Here is an 18809-nt window from a genome sequence, read left to right as displayed (position 1 = left end):
TCGACGCTCAGGCGCGTCGACGGAGCGGGGGAGAGCCGACGAGGGCGTCCTCGTCGCGCAGGGGGATGACGTCGAGGTCATCGGGGAGGTGGAAGAGGCCGTCGAACTCGTCGGCGGCGGCCCGCCAGACGTCGTCGTCCGCGGTGCCGGGGACGAGATGGTGCAGCGCCAACTGGCGGGCCCCTGCGCGCGCGGCGATGCGGGCCGCGTCGCGCACCGAGGTATGGGACTTGTAGTGGTGGTCGCGCGAGGCGCGTGAGCCATCGTCAGTGCGATGCGCATAGATCGACTCGACGAAGTCGAAGTCGATCGCCTCGTGCAGCAGCAGGTCGGTGTCGCGCGCGAGCTCGATCATGTTCGGGGTCGGGGCCGTGTCGCCGGAGATCGTGACGGAGCCGCCCGCGGTCTCGAAGCGGAATCCGAACGCGGGGGCGATGGGCGGATGCTCGACGAGCGTCGCGGTGACGGTGACGAGCTCGTCTCGGTAGATCTCGAAGGGCGCCATGCGGGGCGTGGGGGCGTCGTTCGGGTGATAGCCGACGCCCTCGGGGATCTCGATGTCGCGCGCCGCGAAGAGGTCGAGCGGACTCGGCCGCAGGCTGTCGATGATCCGGTCGTTCAGATCGGTGGCGTGCGCCGCCATCAGCGTGTCGAACATCCGGGCCGTCCCGGGCGTGGGGTGTTCGGGGGCCACTGGCCGCGGCGGCACGGCGGCGCGGGGAGAGACCGGCGGCAGCATGCCGCGGTCTCCCGGGCCCATGAGCACGACGGGGGAGCCGGTCCGCTCGAGCATCTCGTACAGGCCGAAGACGGCGAGGCTCGCGAGGTCGATCGTGTGGTCGGAGTGGAGGTGGGTGAGGAACACGCCACGCAGGTTGCCGAGACTGAGGCCGGCCTCGTTGATGCGACGTCCGACGCCGTGCCCGCAGTCGACGAGATAGAACGCGTCGCCGACCTGGATCGCCGTGGCGATGCCGGAGCGGCGGATCGGCTGGCCCGATCCCCACCAGCGCGGACCGCCGGCGGTTCCCAGCGTGATGACGCGAGGGGTGAGGTCGCGGTTCGTCATGAGATTCCCTTCGGAGGTGGCGGCTCTGTCCAGAGTGACCGCCCCCCGCTAATCTGAAAAGTCAAATGATCTGATCTCATCAATCAAGGAAACCGATGGCAGACGTGACGCTCCGGCAGATGCAGTACTTCGTGGCCGTCGTCGACGCCGGGTCCGTGACCGCCGCGGCTGTTGCCGAGCACGTGTCCCAAGCGGCGCTGTCCATGTCGGTCGCGCAGCTCGAGCGCGCGCTCGGCGTCGATCTGCTGATCAGGAGCAGATCGCGCCGAGTCGTGCCGACTCGACGCGGACTGTTGTTCGCGGCTCACGCGCGGCGCGTGCTCGAGGGGGTCGACGAGGCAGTGGAGGTCGTCGCCGACGGTGCAGGCGAGCTGACGGGCACATTGCGCGTCGGATGCAGCTTCACGCTGTCGCCGCGCCTGATTCCCGAGCTCGTCGAGCGCTTCGATCAGAGCCATCCGCGCGTCGAAGTCGACTTCCACGAGGGGTCGCCCGGCGACATACAGGAAGAGGTGCGCACGGGGCGTCTCGACATGGCGCTGCTGTACAGCCAGCAGGCCGATCCGGCGCTCCGCCAGGACCTGCTGGCGAAGGTCCGGTTGCACGCCGTGCTCCCCACATCGCATCCGCTTGCCCGCAGGGACGCCGTCGAGATCGCGGATATCGTGGGGGAGGATGCGATCTTTCTCAGCGTGCCTCCGACTGTTGAGCGTCTGACCGCACAGCTGCGCGCGGCGGGGCACGAGCCGCGGATCCGGTATACGAGCGGCAACATTCAGACGATTCTGTCGCTGGTAGCGCGTGGCTACGGGTATTCCCTGGTGAACAGCCCGCCCGCGACCGATGAGACCTTCGACGGTCGCCGCGTCGTGTTCCCGCCGCTGCGGGGGCTCGCCGAGTCGAACGCGATCGTGGCCGTCACCGCCGGTCAGCATCGCGTCCCGCGCAGAGTGCGTGCCGCCATCGACGCGCTCGTGGGGGTGTGATCTGTCCCGGAGTGGGTCGTCCTCGCGCGCCCTCCGCAGCCGGTAGGCTGGAGCTCAGACTTTTCCGGAGGGCTGTTCCATCATGATGTTCATTCTCGCGCTGATCCTGTTCCTCGGCGGGCTGTTCCTGTTTGCCGTCGCATTCATGGTCTCGTCGTTCCAGGGGCTCGTCTTTGCGCTCGGCATCCTCGCCGTCTGCCTCGCGATGGCGCTGCCGATGTTCAAGAGCGCGAAGTAGCGGTCTTCACGCGAAGGCGCCCCGCGGCCGCGGGGCGCTTTTTCGTGGGGCGACCGTTTTCGCGGCGGTAGTAGGCTGGACGACGGTCGAGGTCTCTCGACATCGAGACAGTCCAACCCACGAGCGCGGCTGCCTCTTTTCCCGTGCCCCACCGAAGGAATGCGACGTGGATCTCTACGAGTACCAGGCTCGAGACCTTTTTGAGAAGTACGAGGTGCCGGTGCTCGCCGGCCTCGTGGCCGACACCCCCGAGGAGGTGAAGGCAGCGGCCGAGAAGATCGGCGGCGTGGTCGTCGTCAAGGCCCAGGTGAAGACCGGCGGCCGCGGCAAGGCTGGCGGCGTGAAGGTCGCCAAGAACCCCGAAGAGGCGTACGAGGCGGCGAAGGCGATCCTCGGCCTCGACATCAAGGGCCACACCGTCCAGCGTGTGATGGTGGCTGCCGGCGCCAACATCGCCGAGGAGTACTACTTCTCGGTGCTGCTTGACCGCGCGAACCGCTCCTACCTGTCGCTGTGCAGCGTCGAGGGCGGCGTCGAGATCGAGCAGCTCGCGGTCGAGAAGCCCGAGGCGCTCGCGCGCGTCGAGGTCGACCCGCTCGTCGGAATCGACAAGACCAAGGCGATCGAGATCGCCCAGGCCGCGAACTTCCCCGAGGAGCTCGTGAGCCAGGTCGCCGAGGTCTTCGTCAAGCTGTACGACGTCTACACGGGCGAGGACGCGACGCTCGTCGAGGTCAACCCCCTCGTGCGCACGGCGGAGGGCGACATCATCGCCCTCGACGGCAAGGTCTCGCTCGACGACAACGGCTCGGAGGTGCGCCACCCCGAGCACGAGGAGCTCGAGGACAAGGGTGCGGCCGATCCGCTCGAGGCGAAGGCCAAGGAGGCCGGCCTCAACTACGTCAAGCTCGACGGCGAGGTCGGCATCATCGGCAACGGCGCGGGCCTCGTCATGTCGACGCTCGACGTCACGGCGTACGCAGGCGAGAACCACGGCGGCGTGAAGCCCGCGAACTTCCTCGACATCGGCGGCGGCGCGAACGCGCAGGTCATGGCCAGCGGCCTCGACGTCATCCTCGGCGACCCGCAGGTCAAGAGCGTCTTCGTCAACGTCTTCGGCGGCATCACGAGCTGCGTGGCCGTTGCAGAGGGCATCGTGAAGGCGCTCGAGATCCTCGGCGACGCGGCCACGAAGCCGCTCGTCGTGCGTCTTGACGGCAACCAGGTCGAGGAGGGGCGCGCGATCCTCGCGGACGCGAACCACCCGCTCGTCACCCTCGCCGCCGGGATGGACGAGGGCGCCGACAAGGCCGCCGAGCTGGCGAACGCCTGAGACGAAGACGGATAAGGACAAGAAGATGTCGATCTACCTCAACAAGGATTCGAAGGTCATCGTCCAGGGCATCACCGGCGGCGAGGGCACCAAGCACACCGCGCTGATGCTCAAGGCCGGCACCCACATCGTCGGCGGCGTCAACGCGCGCAAGGCCGGTACGACCGTCACGCACGAGACGGCGCACGAGGGCGAGGTGGAGCTGCCCGTGTTCGGCTCCGTCGCGGAGGCGATGAAGGAGACGGGCGCTGATGTGTCGGTCGCGTTCGTCCCGCCGAAGTTCACGAAGGACGCGATGATCGAGGCCATCGATGCCGAGATCCCGCTGCTCGTCGTCATCACCGAGGGTGTGCCCGTGGGTGACGCCGCCGAGGCGTGGGCCTACGCGAAGTCGAAGGGTAACAAGACCCGCATCATCGGGCCGAACTGCCCGGGCATCATCACGCCCGACGAGGCGCTCGCGGGCATCACCCCCGCGAACATCACGGGCAAGGGACCGATCGGCCTCGTGTCGAAGTCGGGAACCCTCACCTACCAGATGATGTTCGAGCTGAACGACTTCGGTTTCTCGACCGCCATCGGCATCGGCGGCGACCCGGTCATCGGCACGACGCACATCGACGCGCTCGAGGCGTTCGAGAACGACCCCGAGACCAAGGCGATCGTCATGATCGGCGAGATCGGTGGCGACGCCGAGGAGCGCGCGGCCGAGTACATCAAGGCGCATGTGACGAAGCCGGTCGTCGGCTACGTCGCGGGCTTCACCGCGCCCGAGGGAAAGACGATGGGTCACGCCGGCGCCATCGTCTCCGGATCGGCAGGCACGGCCTCGGCCAAGAAGGAGGCCCTTGAGGCCGCGGGCGTGAAGGTCGGCAAGACGCCGAGCGAGACCGCCCAGCTCATGCGCGAGATCCTGCAGGCGCTGTAAGCCCTGAGCCTCGTCGAGGGCGCCCCGTCGGATCGATCCGGCGGGGCGCCCTTTGCGTTCTCTGGAAGTCGCTACCCCGCGCGGGAGGCGCGGGCGACGGCGGCGGCGATCGGAGCGGGATCCGAGTCGAGGGCGCCGATCGTCAATCGGATCCGATCGCTCGCATCCGACAGCGTGAAGGCGCTGCCCGCGGCGGCACGAATGCCCTGCGCGGCGAGCGAGACGATGGCGGCGCGTTCGTCGGCGACGGGGATCCACGCATTGATGCCGTCGAACGCCCCCACTTCGTGGCCCAGTTCAGAGGAGAGCGCGGCGGCGAAGCGGCGCTGGCGCGCCGCGTAGGTGGCGCGGGCGAGCGCGAGGTCGGCGATCGCCTCGCCATCGACGAGGAGTTCCGCGACGATGCGCTGGATGAACCTCGGCGTCCACCATGCGCCGAGGGTGCGCCGTGCTTCGATGCGCTCGACGACGGCATCGGGACCGCCGAGCGCGGCGATGCGCAGGTCCGGGCCGTGTGACTTCGAGAACGACCGCACGACGAGAGTCTGCTCGGGCAGGGCGGGGGCGAGGGAAACGGGGGACGCCTGCGCGATCGCGTCGGAGTGATCATCCTCGATCACCGTCAGGGCGCGGCCGCGTGGAGAGAGGCGGAGGACGTCGGCGATCTCGGCCGCGCGTCCGGCTGACATCGATGCGCCCGTCGGATTCTGCGCCCGCGGCTGCAGGAGGACGGCGCGCGGACCACACCCGAGCGCATCGGCGAGCGCGTCGGGGAGCATGCCGTTCTCGTCCATCTCGACGGGGACGGCGACCAGGTGAAGCGCCTCGAGCAGGTCGTGAAATGGCGGGAACGTCGGTTCCTCGATGATCACGCGGTCGCCGAAGCGCGTCAGCTGCTGCAGGGATCGGTCGATCGCGTCGAGAGCGCCGTCGAGGATCGTGATCCGGTGGGATGGCTCCGGCCACCCCGCCCGCAGCTGTCGTTCCAGGGCCGGCAGCACGGGGCTGTCATGGTAGCTTGCGGTCCCCGCACGCGGTGTCGCGCGCGCGAAGGCCCGGGCGAGGTCGGGCAGGAGCGCCGGATCGGGAGTTCCCCGGGAAAGATCGAGGCGGGTCTGCTCGACGTGGCCCGCGAGGCGCGTCGTGTGCGGGGTGACCGCGTCTGTCTCGGTCTGGCGGATGAAGGTGCCGGCTCTGCCGCGCGCGATGATCGCGCCCGCACCCGCAAGGGCCTGCCACGCGGTCGACACCGTCGCCGGGCTCACCCCGAGCGCTCGCGCGAAGTCGCGCACCGTCGGGAGCCGGTCACCGGGCGCGAGCGACCCGTCGGCGATGAGCGACGCGAGCGTCGACGCGATGCCGGTCGGCGTGGGGGCGCCGACGCGCTGCGCGAGCACGCCGGCCGTCGCGAGAGGAGGGGTCACGGTGATGATCCTGCCGCGGAAACGGGGAGGCGGGCGAGGAATTTACCGCGGCGGTCGACAGAGAAATATCAGAGAAATGTTCAGGCGGAACAGTAACGCAACATCGACCGGACGCGACGACGGAGGATCCCCATGACGATCGTGAGAGCAGCCATCAGCCAGACGAGCTGGACAGGCGACAAGGCGTCGATGCTGGACCGGCACGAGCAGTTCGCGCGTGATGCGGCGGCACGGGGCGCGCAGGTGATGAGCTTCCAGGAGCTGTTCTATGGCCCGTACTTCGGCATCACGCAGGACGCGAAGTATTACCGCTACGCAGAGCCCGCCGACGGCCCGATCGTGCAGCGCTTCGCCGATGTGGCGAAGGAGACCGGGATGGTCATGGTTCTCCCGATCTACGAGGAGGCGATGACGGGCGTGTACTACAACAGCTCGGTCCTCGTCGACGCCGACGGATCCGTGCTCGGAACCTACCGGAAGCACCACATCCCGCATGTCGAGAAGTTCTGGGAGAAGTTCTACTTCCGCCCCGGGAACCTCGGCTACCCCGTCTTCGAGACGGCGATCGGGCGGGTGGGGATGTACATCTGCTACGACCGGCACTTCCCCGAAGGATGGCGTGAGCTCGGCCTCAACGGCGCCGATATCGTGTTCAACCCGAACGCCACGAAGCCGGGGCTCTCGAACCGGCTGTGGGAGCTCGAACAGCCCGCCGCGGCGGCGGCAAATCAGTACTTCGTCGCCGCGCCCAATCGAGTGGGAACCGAAGACAACGAGTACGGCGACGAGGCCGTCACGTTCTATGGCCGGAGCCAGTTCTGCGATCCGCGGGGGAACATCGTCGGCTCCTACGGATCCGAGTCCGACGAGGAGGTGCTCGTGCGCGACCTCGATTTCTCGCTCATCCGCGAGGCGCGCGACAGCTGGCAGTTCTACCGCGATCGGCGTCCCGACTCCTACGCCGCCATCCCCGCACCCTGAGAGGAATCGACATGACAACGACACTCATCACGGGCGGGACGGTCGTCAGCGCGACGGGCCGGGGCCTCGCCGACGTTCTCGTCGACGGCGAGAAGATTGCGGCGGTCCTCGAACCGGGATCGCAGCTGCTCGGATCCGATCTGACGCGCGCCGTCGACACGGTCATCGACGCGACCGGGAAGTACGTCATCCCGGGAGGGGTCGACGCGCACACCCACATGGAGATGCCCTTCGGGGGGACGTTCGCCTCCGACACCTTTGAGACGGGAACCCGCGCGGCCGCGTGGGGCGGAACGACGAGCATCGTCGACTTCGTCGTGCAGTACCCCGATCAGAACATCCTCGACCAGCACCAGCTGTGGCAGGAGAAGGCCGCAGGGGCGTGTGCGATCGATTACGGCTTCCACCAGATCCTCTCCGACGTGCAGTCGTCGTCGCTGACGGCGATGGACGAGCTCGTCGCGGAGGGAGTGACGAGCTTCAAGCTGTTCACGGCGTACAAGGGTGTCTTCCTCTCGGACGACGGCCAGATCTTCCGCGCGTTCCAGAAGGGTGCTGAGAACGGCGCGATGATGATGATGCACGCGGAGAACGGCTCCATCATCGATGTCCTGCAGCAGCAGGCGCTGGAAGCCGGGCATACCTCTCCGGAATGGCACGGGCTCACGCGGCCGTGGCAGACCGAGGAGGAGGCGACGCATCGAGTCATCTCGATCGCCGATCTCACGGGTGCCCCGCTGTACGTCGTGCACGTGTCGGCGAAGCAGGCCGTCGAGCAGATCGCCGCGGCTCGCGATCGCGGGATGAACGTCTTCGGCGAGACGTGTCCGCAGTATCTGTACCTCTCGCTTGAAGAGCATCTCGCCGCGAAAAGCGCGGAATGGGGAGATTTCGAAGGCGCCAAGTACGTGTGCTCCACGCCGATCCGCTCGCGCGAACACGGCCACCAGGACGCGATGTGGCAGAGCCTTCGCACCAACGACATTCAGATGGTCTCGACCGATCACTGTCCCTTCTGCATGAAGGAGCAGAAGGAGCTCGGACGCGACAGCTTCGCGAAGATCCCCAATGGGATGGGGAGCGTCGAGAATCGCATGGACCTCATGTACCAGGGGGTCGTCGACGGACGCATCACGCTCGAGCGGTGGGTGGAGATCACCTCGACGACGCCCGCTCGCATGTTCGGGATGTACGGCCGGAAAGGGGTGATCCAGCCCGGCGCCGACGCCGACATCGTCGTCTACGACCCGAAGGGGCACACGTCGATCGGCGTCGGCGGAGCGCACCACATGAATCTCGACTACTCCGCGTGGGAAGGGTTCGAGATCGACGGACACGTCGACGTCGTGCTCTCGCGCGGATCGGTCGTCGTCGACGAGTCCGGGTACGTCGGCAGAGCCGGCCATGGGCGCTATATCAAGCGCGGCCTGAGTCAGTACCTGAGCTGAGGGAGAGAGCATGGACTTCGGAGTCGTCCTTCAGAACGATCCGCCCGCGTCGCGCGTCGTCGACCTGGCCGTGCGGGCGGAGAACCACGGGTTCAGCCACGTGTGGACATTCGATTCGCACCTCCTGTGGCAGGAGCCGTATGTCGTGTTCAGCCAGATCCTCGCGGCGACCCGGAAGGTCACGGTCGGACCGTTCGTGACGAACCCTGCGACGCGTGATTGGACGGTCACGGCGTCGCTGTATGCCACGCTCAACGAGATGTTCGGCAACCGCACGGTGTGCGGCATCGGTCGCGGCGACAGCGCCGTCCGCACATTGCAGGGGCGTCCGTCGACGCTGAAGGAGCTGCGCGAGGCCGTGCACGTGATCCGCGAGCTCGCGAACTCTCGCGCAGTCGAACGAGACGGGGCCACCATCCGGTTCCCGTGGTCGACCGGCAGCGAACTCGAGATGTGGGTCGCGGCGTACGGCCCTCGAGCGCTGCAGCTCACGGGCGAGGTGGCAGACGGATACATCCTGCAGCTCGCGGATGTCGACATCGCGCGGTGGATGATCGGAACGGTCCGCGAGGCCGCGGAGCGCGCCGGCCGCGACCCTGACAGCATCACCTTCTGCGTCGCGGCGCCCTTCTACATCGGCGATGACTGGGCCCACATGCGTGAGCAGACCCGCTGGTTCGGCGGCATGGTCGGCAATCACGTCGCCGACATCGTGGCGAAGTACGGATCCTCCGGTTCCGTGCCGCAGGCGCTCACCGACTACATCGCGGGTCGCACGGGTTATGACTACAACTCGCACGGCAGGGCCGGAAACGATCACGTCGACTTCGTGCCGGACGAGATCGTCGACCGGTTCTGCGTGCTCGGGACGCCCGAGCAGCACCTCGAGAAGGTCGAGCAGCTGCGCGCGATCGGCGTCGACCAGTTCGCCGGCTATCTCCAGCATGATGCGAAGGATGAGACGCTGCGGGTCTACGGCGAGACGGTCATCCCTGCAATGCGCGAGACGGTGAGGGCGACGTCGTGAGCGCGGCGGCAGCAGGACGCCGACGCGCGTTCGTGTGGGGTGTCGCGGGCATCGTCGCGGTCGCGCTTCTCTGGGAGGCCGTCCGGCTGCTCAGCCCGGCAGACGGGCTCACCATCGGCTCGGCGCGCGTGCTGCCGCGTGCCACCGATCTCGCGATGCCGCACATCTGGGAGATGATCGCTCGCCTTGTCGGGACCGAGACGGCGTCGTCGCGAGCTGAGCCGCTCTGGCTCGTCGTCGCGCAGGCGTCGGCGACGACGCTCGGGATCGCCGCGGCGGGCCTCGTCGTGGGCCTCGTCGTGGGGATCGCGTTCGCGCTCGCCATGCTCGCCTCGCCGATCGCGCGAATGTCGCTGCTGCCGTGGATCGTGCTGAGCCAGACGGTGCCGCTCATCGCCTTCGCGCCGCTCGTCCGATCGCTCGGGGCGCAGGCGGGGTGGACCGACGAGATGAGCGTCGCCGTCATCGCGAGCTATCTCGCGTTCTTCCCCATCGCCGTCGGCGCGCTGTCGGGATTCGACGCGCCGGAGAAGATCCATCTCGAATTGATGCGCACCTACGGGGTGGGGTGGTGGGGCACCCTCCTGCGACTGCGGCTCCCCGCGTCGGTTCCGCACCTGCTCACGGCTCTCCGGCTCGGGGCTGCGGGCGCCATCGTCGGCACCGTCGTCGCGGAGGTCTCCACGGGCATGCGCGGCGGTCTCGGGCGCCTCGTCATCCAGTTCGCGGGACAGGCGTCGTCAGATCCGCCCAAGGCGTGGGCGCCGGTCTTCGGCGCCATCGTGCTGGGGCTCGTCGCCGCCGCGACCGTCGCGGCCGCAGGCGGGATCCTGAAGAACTTCCGACGAACGGAGGCGTCCGCATGACCGATCTCACTCCCGCTGTCTCGGTACGCGGCGTCGACCGCTTCTTCGACACCAAGGAGGGGCGTGTGCACGCCCTGAGCGGCGTGGATCTCGATGTCGCTCCCGGCGAGTTCGTGTCGCTCATCGGCCCATCCGGATGCGGAAAATCGACGCTTCTGCGGCTGATCGCCGACCTCGACCGCGCCGACAGCGGATCCGTCGAGGTCTTCGGGAAGTCGTCCGCTGCGGCCCGCATCGATCAGGACTACGGCATCGCGTTCCAGCAGGCGGGGCTTCTTCCGTGGCGCACTGTCGCCGCGAACGTCGCGCTGCCGCTCCAGGTGCACGGAATCGGTCGGGCCCAGCGCGAAGAGCGGGCCGCGGAGCTGCTCGAGATGGTCGGACTCGCTGAGTTCGCCGACCGTTTCCCGGACCAGCTCTCCGGCGGGATGCAGCAGCGTGTCGCGATCGCCCGATCGCTCGCCGAGAAGCCGCGGCTGCTGCTGATGGACGAGCCGTTCGGCGCGCTCGACGAGATGACCCGCGAGAAGATGCAGTCGGATCTGCTCCGGATCCGTGCCGAGACCGGCGCCGCCGTCGTCTTCGTCACCCATTCGATCCCGGAGGCGGTGTACCTGTCCGACCGCGTCGTCGTGATGTCGCCCCGGCCGGGGCGCATCAGCGAGATCGTGGCGATGGACATCGCAGACACGGCGCATCGCGGAGATGAACTGCGCGAGGAGCAGGGCTACTTCGACATGATCACGGCCGTGCGCGAGTCGCTGCACGGCGGCGAGATCGCGATGCGCGGAGTGGAGACGCGATGACCGTGGCATCGGATCCGCGCGTGCGCGGGGGATCCTCGGCGTGGGGGCCGCTCGCGTGGCCCGTCGCGCTCGGCGTCGTCGGCGTCGTCCTGTGGCAGGCAGTCATCGCGCTCGGCTTCGTCGACGAATACGTGCTGCCGAGCCCGGCGGCGATCGTCGTCGAGTTCGTCGCGTTCCTGCCGGCGATTGCGGAGGGGGCGGCCGTGACGGGAGGCAACGCCGCCGTGGGGCTGCTCGGAGGATCCGTCGTCGCGATCGCGCTCGCCGCGGTTGCGGCGAGCAGGCGGCTGATCGACGGCATGCTCGCGCCTCTCGTGGCGGCTCTCGCCGTCATTCCCATCGTTGCGCTCGCGCCCGTCCTCAACACCATGTTCGGCGCCGACAGTCAGACGGGGCGACAGATGATCGCGGGAATCGCGACGTTCACGCCCGTCTTCCTCGGAACTCTGCGCGGGCTGCGGCAGACGGCGCCCGTGCACCGAGACCTCATGCGCGCGTACGCCGCATCGGGATGGCAGAGCTTCCGTGTCGTGACGCTTCCCACCGCGACGCCGCACGTCGTCACGGGGATCCGCATCGCCAGCTCTCTCGCCGTGATCTCCGCGCTCGTCGCCGAGTACTTCGGCGGGCCGCGTGGAGGACTCGGCGGACTGATCTCGACCTATGCCGCGCAGAGCGCATACGCCCGGAGCTGGGCGTTCGTTCTCGGCGCGATTCTGCTCGGCGTGCTGTTCTACGCCGTCACCTCGGGGGTCGAGCGCGTCGCGAATGCGCGCCTCGGCCACCGCTGATCACCGCACCGCCCAGACGAAGGAGAACACCGCACATGCACAGCACCACGGGCCGACTCACGGCCATCACGATGACGGGGGCCGCCGTCACTCTCGCGCTCGCAGGATGCTCGGCGGCCGACGGTGCGCCGACGGCCGACGACGGGCTCACCCCCGTCTCGCTTCAGCTGCAGTGGCTGCCGCAGGCGCAGTTCGCGGGATACTTCGCCGCGCAGGAACAGGGCTTCTTCGCGGAGGAGGGGCTCGAGGTCGAGATCATCGAGTCCGGCGGAGACATCGTGCCGCAGGATGCGCTCGTGAGCGGCGATGTCGACTACGCCGTCGCCTGGGTTCCCAAGGTCCTCGGATCCATCGAACAGGGAGCGGCGGTCACGAACGTCGCGCAGATCTTCCAGCGGTCGGGCACGCTGCAGGTGGCGTGGGCGGACGCGGGGATCGATGACGTCTCCGACTTCGAGGGGAAGAGCATCGGATCCTGGGGCTTCGGCAACGAGTGGGAGATCTTCGCAGCGATGGCCGCGGAGGGGCTCGACGCATCGTCGGTCGACATCATCACGCAGAGCTTCGACATGAACGCCTTCCTCTCCGGCGACATCGACGCCGCGCAGGCGATGACGTACAACGAATACGCCATGCTGCTGGAGGCGGTGGATCCCGACACCGGCGAGCTCTACCAGCCTGAGGACTTCTCCGTCATCTCCTATGAGGAGACGTCGGGCGCGATGCTCCAGGACGCGCTGTGGGCCGACAGCGAACGGCTCGCGGACGACGAGGAGTACCGCGAGACGACCGTCGCGTTCCTGCGGGCCGTCATTCGCGGGTGGGTGTATGCCCGCGACGATGTCGAGGCGGCTGCGGACATCACGATCGAAGCCGGGTCGAGTTGGGGCGCAGGCCACGAGCTGTGGATGGCGAACGAGACGAACAAGCTCGTCTGGCCCGCGGAGAACGGCATCGGGTACATCGACGCGGACGCCTGGGATCGAACGGTCGCCGGGGCGCTGGCCGCGGTCAACGAGCAGGGCGCCCACCTCATCACGGAGGAGCCGCCCGCGGGCGCCTACACGAACGAGTACGTCCAGCAGGCGCTCGACGACCTGGAGGCTGAGGGCGTCGACGTTCGCGGCACCGCCTATGAGCCGATCGACGTGAGCCTGGCGGAGGGCGGAGCGTGAGCGACCTCGCGCAGCGCGCGCGGGACCTCGACCGGCACGTCTTCCACTCGTGGTCGGCCCAGGGAGGGGCCGCGGGGATGACGATCGCCGGTGGGGCTGGCACCCGCATCTGGGACTACGACGGCCGCGAGTACCTCGATTTCTCGAGTCAGCTCGTGAACGTCAACATCGGCTACGGGCACCCGCGGGTGGTCGAGGCGATCCAGCGGCAGGCCGCCGAGCTCGCGACGATCGGGCCCGCGACCGTCAACCTCGCTCGCGGGGAGGCAGCCGAGCGGATCCTCGAACGGGCCGGCGGCGAGTTCGAGAAGGTCTTCTTCACGAACGGCGGAGCCGACGCCAACGAGAACGCGATGCGCATGGCGCGCCTCGTCACGGGGCGCGACAAGATCCTCAGCCACTACCGCAGCTATCACGGCAACACGGGGGCGGCGATCGCGGCGACGGGCGACTGGAGGCGCGTGCCCAACGAGTTCTCCCGCGGCCACGTGCACTTCTTCGGGCCTTATGCCTACCGGAGCGAATTCTGGGCCGACTCGCCCGAACAGGAGTCGGAGCGCGCCCTCGAACACCTCGAACGGGTCGTCGCGGCCGAGGGAGGCGCGTCGATCGCGGCGATCCTCCTCGAAGGCATCCCGGGCACGGCGGGCATCCTGGTCCCTCCCGCGGGGTACCTCGACGGCGTCCGCGAGATCTGCGATGCGAACGGGATCCTGTTGATCCTCGACGAGGTGATGTCCGGATTCGGGCGCGCGGGAGAGTGGTTCTCCTGGCACAGCGAGGAGACGAACCCTCGGGGCATCGTCCCCGACATCGTCACCTTCGCGAAGGGGGTCAACTCGGGGTATGTGCCGATCGGCGGCGTGCTCCCGGCGCCGCACGTCGCAGACCGGTTCTCGGAGACGGTCTTTCCCGGAGGGCTCACCTACTCCGGCCACCCGCTCGCCGCCGCATCGATCGTTGCGGCGCTCGACGCCATGACCGAGGAACGCATCGTCGAGAACGCGCGGCGCATCGGATCCGCCGTGATCGGGCCCGGGCTGCGGGAGATCGCGGAACGGCGGCCCATCATCGGCGACGTTCGCGGGCTCGGAGTGTTCTGGGCCGTCGAGCTCGTCGCCGACCGGGCGACGCGCGAACCCGTTCCGGACGCCGCCGTCGCCCGTGTGAAGGCGCTCCTGCTCGATCGCGGTGTCATCGCCTTCACCGCCGCGAACCGCATCCACGTCGTTCCCCCGTGCACCGTGAGCGAGGCCGAGGTGGGCGCCTTCCTCACGGCCCTCGACGGGGCGCTCGCCGCCCTCGGAGCCCCCGAACACCTGGAGGATCATGACTGACTCATCCCTGCGCGTCCTCGTCACCGGGGCGTCGAGCGGAATCGGCGCCGCGACGGTCCGGCGCCTGCGTGCCGAGGGATGGCGGGTCGTCGCCTCGGCGCGTCGACGCACGCGGCTCGAGCAGCTGGCGGAGGAGACCGGCTGCGAGACGGTTGTTGCCGATCAGACGGATCCGGATTCCGTCGCCGCGCTCGTGAGGACCGTCGCCGAGGGAGGGCCCCTCCACGCTCTCGTCAACAACGCCGGAAATGCGTTCGGCCTCGAAGCCGTGGAAACGGGCGATATCGAGAGATGGCGTGCGATGTACGAGCTGAATGTTCTCGGCACGCTGCGCGTCACCCAGGCGATGCTCCCCATGCTGCGTGCTTCGGGGCGCGGAGACGTCGTGACGATCACCTCGACCGCCGCGCACGGCGAGTATCCGGGCGGCGCCGGGTACACCGCGTCGAAGCACGCCGAGCGCCAGATGGTGAAGACGCTCCGGCTCGAGCTCGGCGGCGAGCCGATCCGCGTGATCGAGATCGCCCCCGGCGCGACCGAGACGGAGTTCTCGCTCGTCCGCTTCGACGGCGATACGGAGAAGGCCGCGGCCGTGTACGCCGGATACGAACCGCTCGTCGCCGAGGACATCGCGGACGCCGTGGCGTGGAGCGTGACCCGGCCGCACCACGTGAACGTCGACACGCTGGTCATCCGACCGCGTGCGCAGGTCTCGAACACGCAGACGGTCCGGAGCTCGTCGCCCGTGTGAACCCTGCGACGCCCGTCGGCGTCGGGCGCGTCGCTGGCAAATGCCTGCGCCGCTCGCGAGCCGGAGGGGTTCCTCGTACCGCGCCGGGTAGCCTCGAACGGCTATGCAACGAGTCCTGGTCGCCGCCCTCGCCGCCGTCGATGCGATCGTCGCCGCCGCCGTCGGGCTGGCCGCCGTGCTCGCCCCTCTCACTCTTCTGTGGATCGCCGTCTTCGGCGGCGCGGATGCGTGGGGTGCGCTCTGGCCGACGACGGCACGGATCTGGCAGCTGGGCCACCTCGTGCCCGTGCATCTCGACCTCGCCGACGCGACAGAGGACCTCGGCATTCCCGACGCCGGCTCGGCCTTCTGGGCGAGCCTCGCACCGCTGCTGTTCGCGGTCTTCACGCTGCTGTTCGCCGCGCGCTCGGGCCGCCGCGCGGCCTCCTCCGGTGCCTCGCTCCCCGGATTCGTCGCGGGCGTCGCGACGACCGCGATCGCCAGCTCCCTCGTCGTCGCGACGAGCGACAACCCGATCGCGACGGTTGCGCCGTGGCAGGCCATCCTCCTGCCGAGCGCGATCTACGCGGCGGGCCTCGTCGGCGGGATCACCTGGGCGGCGTGGTCCGAGGGCGACGGCGGCGTCATCGACAGAATCCACGATGTCCTCGATGACTGGGGGCCCGCCTGGCGTGAGGTCCCCGCGCTCATCGTCACGGGAGCGACCGTCGTGGTCGTCGGCCTCGTCGGCGCGTCCGCGCTGCTGTTCGCCGCTCTCGTCGCTCTGCGCGGCGGCGACATCATCGCGCTCTTCGAACGTGCGAACGTCGACGCCGTCGGCGCGACCGCCCTCACACTCGCGCAGCTCGCCTATGTCCCGACGATGCTCGGCTGGGGCGTCGCCTGGTTCGCGGGCCCGGGCTTCGCGCTCGGCATGGGAACGGCGGTGTCGCCGTCGGGCACGTCGCTCGGCGTCATCCCCGGCGTCCCGATCTTCGGCGTTCTGCCCGAGAGCGGATCCGGGTGGCTGCTGCTCGTCGTCCTCGTCCCCGTTGCACTCGGCGCGCTCGCCGGGTGGATCGCCCGCCGCCGCTACGCATACGACTGGGCGTTCGACGGCGACGGGGAAGAGCTCTTCGCCCCCCGTGCCGCGATCACCGCGGGCATCGCCGTCTGCGCCGGTGCGGCCGCGTCCGTCATCGCTGTCGCGTCGGCCGGTGCGATGGGGCCCGGGCGTCTTGCCGACGTGGGGCCGGATCCGGGCGCCGTGGCGCTGACAGTCGGCCTCGAGGCGCTCGTCGGCGCGGGGATCCTGCTGCTTGCTCCTCTGCGACGGCCCGCGATCGAGACCGCGGAGTCGGAGACAGCGGGGACGCGTGCGTAGACTGGACGCGTGCTGAACGTCGCTGTCCTGATCTCGGGTGCCGGATCGAACCTGCGCGCTCTGCTCGAGGCGGCGGAGGATCCCGCGTACCCCGCCCGCGTCATCGCGGTGGGCGCCGACCGCGATGCGGACGGCCTGCAGCATGCGACCGACTTCGGCGCCGCATCGTTCGCCGTGCCGTTTCGCGCCTTCTCCTCACGAGAGGCGTGGGGCGAGGAGCTGGCGACGCAGCTGCGGGCGTGGTCACCCGATCTCATCGTGCTGAGCGGTCTCATGCGCCTGCTCCCCGCGAACGTCGTCGCGGAGTTCGGCCCGAACATCATCAACACTCACCCCGCCTATCTGCCGGAGTTCCCGGGTGCGCACGGTGTGCGCGACGCGCTCGCCGCCGGTGCGAGCCGCACGGGAGCGAGCGTCATCCAGGTCGACGACGGGGTCGATACGGGGCCGATCCTCGCTCAGGAGCGTGTGGACATCGAGCCCGGCGACACGGAAGGCTCGCTCCACGCCCGCATCAAGCCCGTCGAGCGCAGACTCCTCATCGATGTCGTGCGCCGCATCGCCGCGGGCGACCTCGTTCTCACATAGACCTCGTTCCCGACACGCACAAGGAGACCCCATGGCCGGCCCGAGCCACGACCCCTCGCTCTACCGCCACCGCGACGTGGTGCCGATCAAGCGGGCGCTTGTGTCCGTGAGCGACAAGACCGAGCTGTTGCCGCTCGCACAGGCCCTCGCCGACGCGGGCGTCGAGATCGTGTCGACCGGCTCGACGGCGGCGCGGATCCGCGACGGGGGCCACGAGGTCACCGACGTCGCCGACGTGACCGGCGTGCCCGAGATGCTCGACGGCCGCGTGAAGACGCTGCACCCGAACGTGCACGGCGGGCTCCTCGCCGATCGGCGCCTCGAGCACCACGAGTCGCAGCTCGCCGACTACGGCATCGCTCCCTTCGACCTCGTCGTCGTCAATCTGTACCCGTTCGTCGAGACGGTCGCCTCGGGCGCTCAGGGCGACGACGTCGTCGAGCAGATCGATATCGGCGGCCCCGCGATGGTGCGGGCGTCGGCGAAGAACTTCGCGAACGTCGCGATCGTCGTGAGCCCCGCCTCGTATCCCTCCATCATCGAGGCGCTCGCTCACGGCGGCACGACGCTCGAGGCACGCAAGGAGCTCGCCGCTCGCGCGTTCGCGCACACCGCCGCCTACGACACGGCGGTCGCGCAGTGGTTCGCCGAAGAGACGATGGGCGGGGGAACGGCTCTTCCGGACCATCTCACGGTGCAGGCCGAGAAGATCGAGGACCTGCGCTACGGCGAGAACTCGCATCAGCGCGCCGCGATCTACACGCGAGTCGGCGGGCACGGAATCGCGCAGGCCGAGCAGCTTCAGGGCAAGCCGATGTCGTTCAACAACTACACCGATGCCGATGCGGCCCTGCGCGCCGCGTACGACATGGTGATGCCGGCCGTCGCGATCATGAAGCACGCCAATCCGTGCGGGCTCGCGATCGCTGATTCGAAGGCCCTGGATCCCATCGCCAGCGCGCATCTGCGCGCGCATGAGTGCGATCCGCTTTCGGCCTTCGGCGGGGTCATCGCGGCGAACCGCCCCGTCACGCTCAAGATGGCCGAGAACCTGCGCGACATCTTCACCGAGGTCATCGTCGCCCCCGACTTCGAGCCGGAGGCGCTCGAGCTGTTCTCGGCGAAGAAGAACCTCCGCGTGCTGAAGCTGCCGGCGAACTGGCGGCAGGAGCGCATGGACGTGCGGCTCGTCTCGGGCGGCCTGCTGCTGCAGGATGCCGATCTCTTCCCCGATGACGACTTCGAATCGGTTGCGAAGAACTGGGAGCGCGTCGCGGGCGAAGAGCCCGATGTCCCTCTCGCCGACCTCGTGTTCGCTTGGAAGTCCTGCCGCGCGGTGAAGTCCAACGCGATCGTCCTCGCCCGCTCGTCGGCGACGGTCGGGATCGGCATGGGGCAGGTCAACCGCGTGGACTCCTGCCGGCTTGCGATTGAACGCGCGGGAGACCGCGTGGAGGGCAGCATCGCCGCCTCCGACGCGTTCTTCCCGTTCTCCGATGGGCCCGAGGTGCTCATGGATGCGGGCGTGAAGGTCATCATCCAGCCCGGCGGATCGGTGCGCGACGAGGAGACGATCGCCCTCGCGAAGGCTCGCGGCGTCACGATGTACTTCACGGGAGAGCGCCACTTCTTCCACTGAGTTCGGTTCGGACGTTCCACAGCCCTCCAGTCTTGTCATAGGCTGGAGGGCTGTCGCAT

18 protein-coding genes are annotated in these 18809 nt (G+C 68.9%); 16 read left to right on the top strand and 2 right to left on the bottom strand.

Annotated features, from left to right (window positions below; translation table 11 throughout):
- Nucleotides 1-7: 7 nt before the first annotated feature.
- A complete protein-coding gene (locus C0012_RS12735; RefSeq protein ID WP_111466988.1) occupies nucleotides 8-1069 on the bottom strand; it encodes an MBL fold metallo-hydrolase in 1062 nt (353 codons plus the stop codon).
- 95 nt (nucleotides 1070-1164) lie between these two features.
- On the opposite strand from C0012_RS12735, the gene C0012_RS12730 reads away from it, so the two are divergent.
- The 4 genes from C0012_RS12730 (at nucleotide 1165) to sucD (ending at nucleotide 4554) form a co-directional block, all read left to right on the top strand.
- Complete coding sequence (locus tag C0012_RS12730) at nucleotides 1165-2055, top strand: LysR family transcriptional regulator (RefSeq protein WP_111466987.1); 891 nt, start codon at nucleotides 1165-1167, stop codon at nucleotides 2053-2055.
- A gap of 82 nt (nucleotides 2056-2137) precedes the next feature.
- Entirely contained in the window at nucleotides 2138-2293 is a 156-nt protein-coding gene (locus C0012_RS15490; RefSeq protein WP_162622941.1) for a hypothetical protein, read from the top strand.
- A gap of 166 nt (nucleotides 2294-2459) precedes the next feature.
- On the top strand, nucleotides 2460-3626 hold the full coding sequence (sucC, locus tag C0012_RS12725) for an ADP-forming succinate--CoA ligase subunit beta (RefSeq protein WP_111466986.1): 1167 nt from the start codon (nucleotides 2460-2462) through the stop codon (nucleotides 3624-3626).
- A gap of 25 nt (nucleotides 3627-3651) precedes the next feature.
- Entirely contained in the window at nucleotides 3652-4554 is a 903-nt protein-coding gene (gene sucD, locus C0012_RS12720) for a succinate--CoA ligase subunit alpha (RefSeq protein ID WP_111466985.1), read from the top strand.
- 71 nt (nucleotides 4555-4625) lie between these two features.
- Here sucD and C0012_RS12715 read toward each other — a convergent pair whose 3' ends face one another.
- Nucleotides 4626-5978, bottom strand: a complete 1353-nt coding sequence (locus tag C0012_RS12715; protein WP_232527926.1) for an aminotransferase-like domain-containing protein — start codon at nucleotides 5976-5978, stop codon at nucleotides 4626-4628.
- Nucleotides 5979-6110: 132 nt separating this feature from the next.
- On the opposite strand from C0012_RS12715, the gene C0012_RS12710 reads away from it, so the two are divergent.
- The 12 genes from C0012_RS12710 (at nucleotide 6111) to purH (ending at nucleotide 18750) form a co-directional block, all read left to right on the top strand.
- Nucleotides 6111-6959 carry a nitrilase-related carbon-nitrogen hydrolase gene (locus tag C0012_RS12710; RefSeq protein WP_111466983.1) on the top strand — a complete coding sequence of 283 codons (849 nt, stop codon included), beginning with the start codon at nucleotides 6111-6113 and terminating at the stop codon, nucleotides 6957-6959.
- Nucleotides 6960-6970: 11 nt separating this feature from the next.
- A complete protein-coding gene (gene hydA, locus C0012_RS12705) occupies nucleotides 6971-8407 on the top strand; it encodes a dihydropyrimidinase (RefSeq protein ID WP_111466982.1) in 1437 nt (478 codons plus the stop codon).
- 10 nt (nucleotides 8408-8417) lie between these two features.
- Nucleotides 8418-9434 carry a TIGR03842 family LLM class F420-dependent oxidoreductase gene (locus C0012_RS12700; RefSeq protein WP_111466981.1) on the top strand — a complete coding sequence of 339 codons (1017 nt, stop codon included), beginning with the start codon at nucleotides 8418-8420 and terminating at the stop codon, nucleotides 9432-9434.
- The gene (locus C0012_RS12695; RefSeq protein ID WP_111466980.1) at nucleotides 9431-10300 is read left to right on the top strand and encodes an ABC transporter permease; all 870 of its coding nucleotides are present in this window, start codon (nucleotides 9431-9433) and stop codon (nucleotides 10298-10300) included. The genes C0012_RS12700 and C0012_RS12695 overlap by 4 nt, the downstream gene beginning before the upstream one ends.
- Nucleotides 10297-11106 carry an ABC transporter ATP-binding protein gene (locus C0012_RS12690; protein ID WP_111466979.1) on the top strand — a complete coding sequence of 270 codons (810 nt, stop codon included), beginning with the start codon at nucleotides 10297-10299 and terminating at the stop codon, nucleotides 11104-11106. The genes C0012_RS12695 and C0012_RS12690 overlap by 4 nt, the downstream gene beginning before the upstream one ends.
- Complete coding sequence (locus tag C0012_RS12685) at nucleotides 11103-11897, top strand: ABC transporter permease (RefSeq protein ID WP_111466978.1); 795 nt, start codon at nucleotides 11103-11105, stop codon at nucleotides 11895-11897. Before C0012_RS12690 ends, C0012_RS12685 begins: the two co-directional genes overlap by 4 nt.
- Nucleotides 11898-11932: 35 nt before the next feature.
- Complete coding sequence (locus tag C0012_RS12680) at nucleotides 11933-13072, top strand: ABC transporter substrate-binding protein (RefSeq protein WP_111466977.1); 1140 nt, start codon at nucleotides 11933-11935, stop codon at nucleotides 13070-13072.
- Nucleotides 13069-14409, top strand: coding sequence for an aspartate aminotransferase family protein (locus tag C0012_RS12675; protein ID WP_111466976.1), 1341 nt, complete (start codon nucleotides 13069-13071; stop codon nucleotides 14407-14409). Before C0012_RS12680 ends, C0012_RS12675 begins: the two co-directional genes overlap by 4 nt.
- Nucleotides 14402-15160, top strand: coding sequence for an SDR family oxidoreductase (locus tag C0012_RS12670; protein WP_111466975.1), 759 nt, complete (start codon nucleotides 14402-14404; stop codon nucleotides 15158-15160). The genes C0012_RS12675 and C0012_RS12670 overlap by 8 nt, the downstream gene beginning before the upstream one ends.
- Nucleotides 15161-15263: 103 nt before the next feature.
- Nucleotides 15264-16523 carry a cell division protein PerM gene (locus C0012_RS12665; RefSeq protein WP_111466974.1) on the top strand — a complete coding sequence of 420 codons (1260 nt, stop codon included), beginning with the start codon at nucleotides 15264-15266 and terminating at the stop codon, nucleotides 16521-16523.
- Between the two features lie 9 nt (nucleotides 16524-16532).
- A complete protein-coding gene (gene purN / locus C0012_RS12660) occupies nucleotides 16533-17111 on the top strand; it encodes a phosphoribosylglycinamide formyltransferase (RefSeq protein ID WP_111466973.1) in 579 nt (192 codons plus the stop codon).
- A gap of 31 nt (nucleotides 17112-17142) precedes the next feature.
- Entirely contained in the window at nucleotides 17143-18750 is a 1608-nt protein-coding gene (gene purH, locus C0012_RS12655; protein WP_111466972.1) for a bifunctional phosphoribosylaminoimidazolecarboxamide formyltransferase/IMP cyclohydrolase, read from the top strand.
- Nucleotides 18751-18809 lie beyond the last annotated feature (59 nt).

This window comes from Microbacterium suaedae (assembly GCF_003254645.1).
GTDB classification, from domain to species: Bacteria; Actinomycetota; Actinomycetes; order Actinomycetales; family Microbacteriaceae; genus Microbacterium; species Microbacterium suaedae.
Note: the sequence above shows the minus strand (reverse complement) of the source record. Positions and strands in the feature narration are given on the sequence as shown.

Excerpts from the sequence above, each read along its gene's own strand:
- C0012_RS12735 (WP_111466988.1), bottom strand. The coding sequence starts at position 1,069 with ATGACGAACCGCGACCTCACCCCTCGCGTCATCACGCTGGGAACCGCC.
- C0012_RS12730 (WP_111466987.1), top strand. The coding sequence starts at position 1,165 with ATGGCAGACGTGACGCTCCGGCAGATGCAGTACTTCGTGGCCGTCGTC.
- C0012_RS15490 (WP_162622941.1), top strand. The coding sequence starts at position 2,138 with ATGATGTTCATTCTCGCGCTGATCCTGTTCCTCGGCGGGCTGTTCCTG.
- sucD (WP_111466985.1), top strand. The coding sequence starts at position 3,652 with ATGTCGATCTACCTCAACAAGGATTCGAAGGTCATCGTCCAGGGCATC.
- C0012_RS12710 (WP_111466983.1), top strand. The coding sequence starts at position 6,111 with ATGACGATCGTGAGAGCAGCCATCAGCCAGACGAGCTGGACAGGCGAC.
- hydA (WP_111466982.1), top strand. The coding sequence starts at position 6,971 with ATGACAACGACACTCATCACGGGCGGGACGGTCGTCAGCGCGACGGGC.
- C0012_RS12700 (WP_111466981.1), top strand. The coding sequence starts at position 8,418 with ATGGACTTCGGAGTCGTCCTTCAGAACGATCCGCCCGCGTCGCGCGTC.
- C0012_RS12690 (WP_111466979.1), top strand. The coding sequence starts at position 10,297 with ATGACCGATCTCACTCCCGCTGTCTCGGTACGCGGCGTCGACCGCTTC.
- C0012_RS12685 (WP_111466978.1), top strand. The coding sequence starts at position 11,103 with ATGACCGTGGCATCGGATCCGCGCGTGCGCGGGGGATCCTCGGCGTGG.
- C0012_RS12680 (WP_111466977.1), top strand. The coding sequence starts at position 11,933 with ATGCACAGCACCACGGGCCGACTCACGGCCATCACGATGACGGGGGCC.
- C0012_RS12670 (WP_111466975.1), top strand. The coding sequence starts at position 14,402 with ATGACTGACTCATCCCTGCGCGTCCTCGTCACCGGGGCGTCGAGCGGA.
- C0012_RS12665 (WP_111466974.1), top strand. The coding sequence starts at position 15,264 with ATGCAACGAGTCCTGGTCGCCGCCCTCGCCGCCGTCGATGCGATCGTC.
- purH (WP_111466972.1), top strand. The coding sequence starts at position 17,143 with ATGGCCGGCCCGAGCCACGACCCCTCGCTCTACCGCCACCGCGACGTG.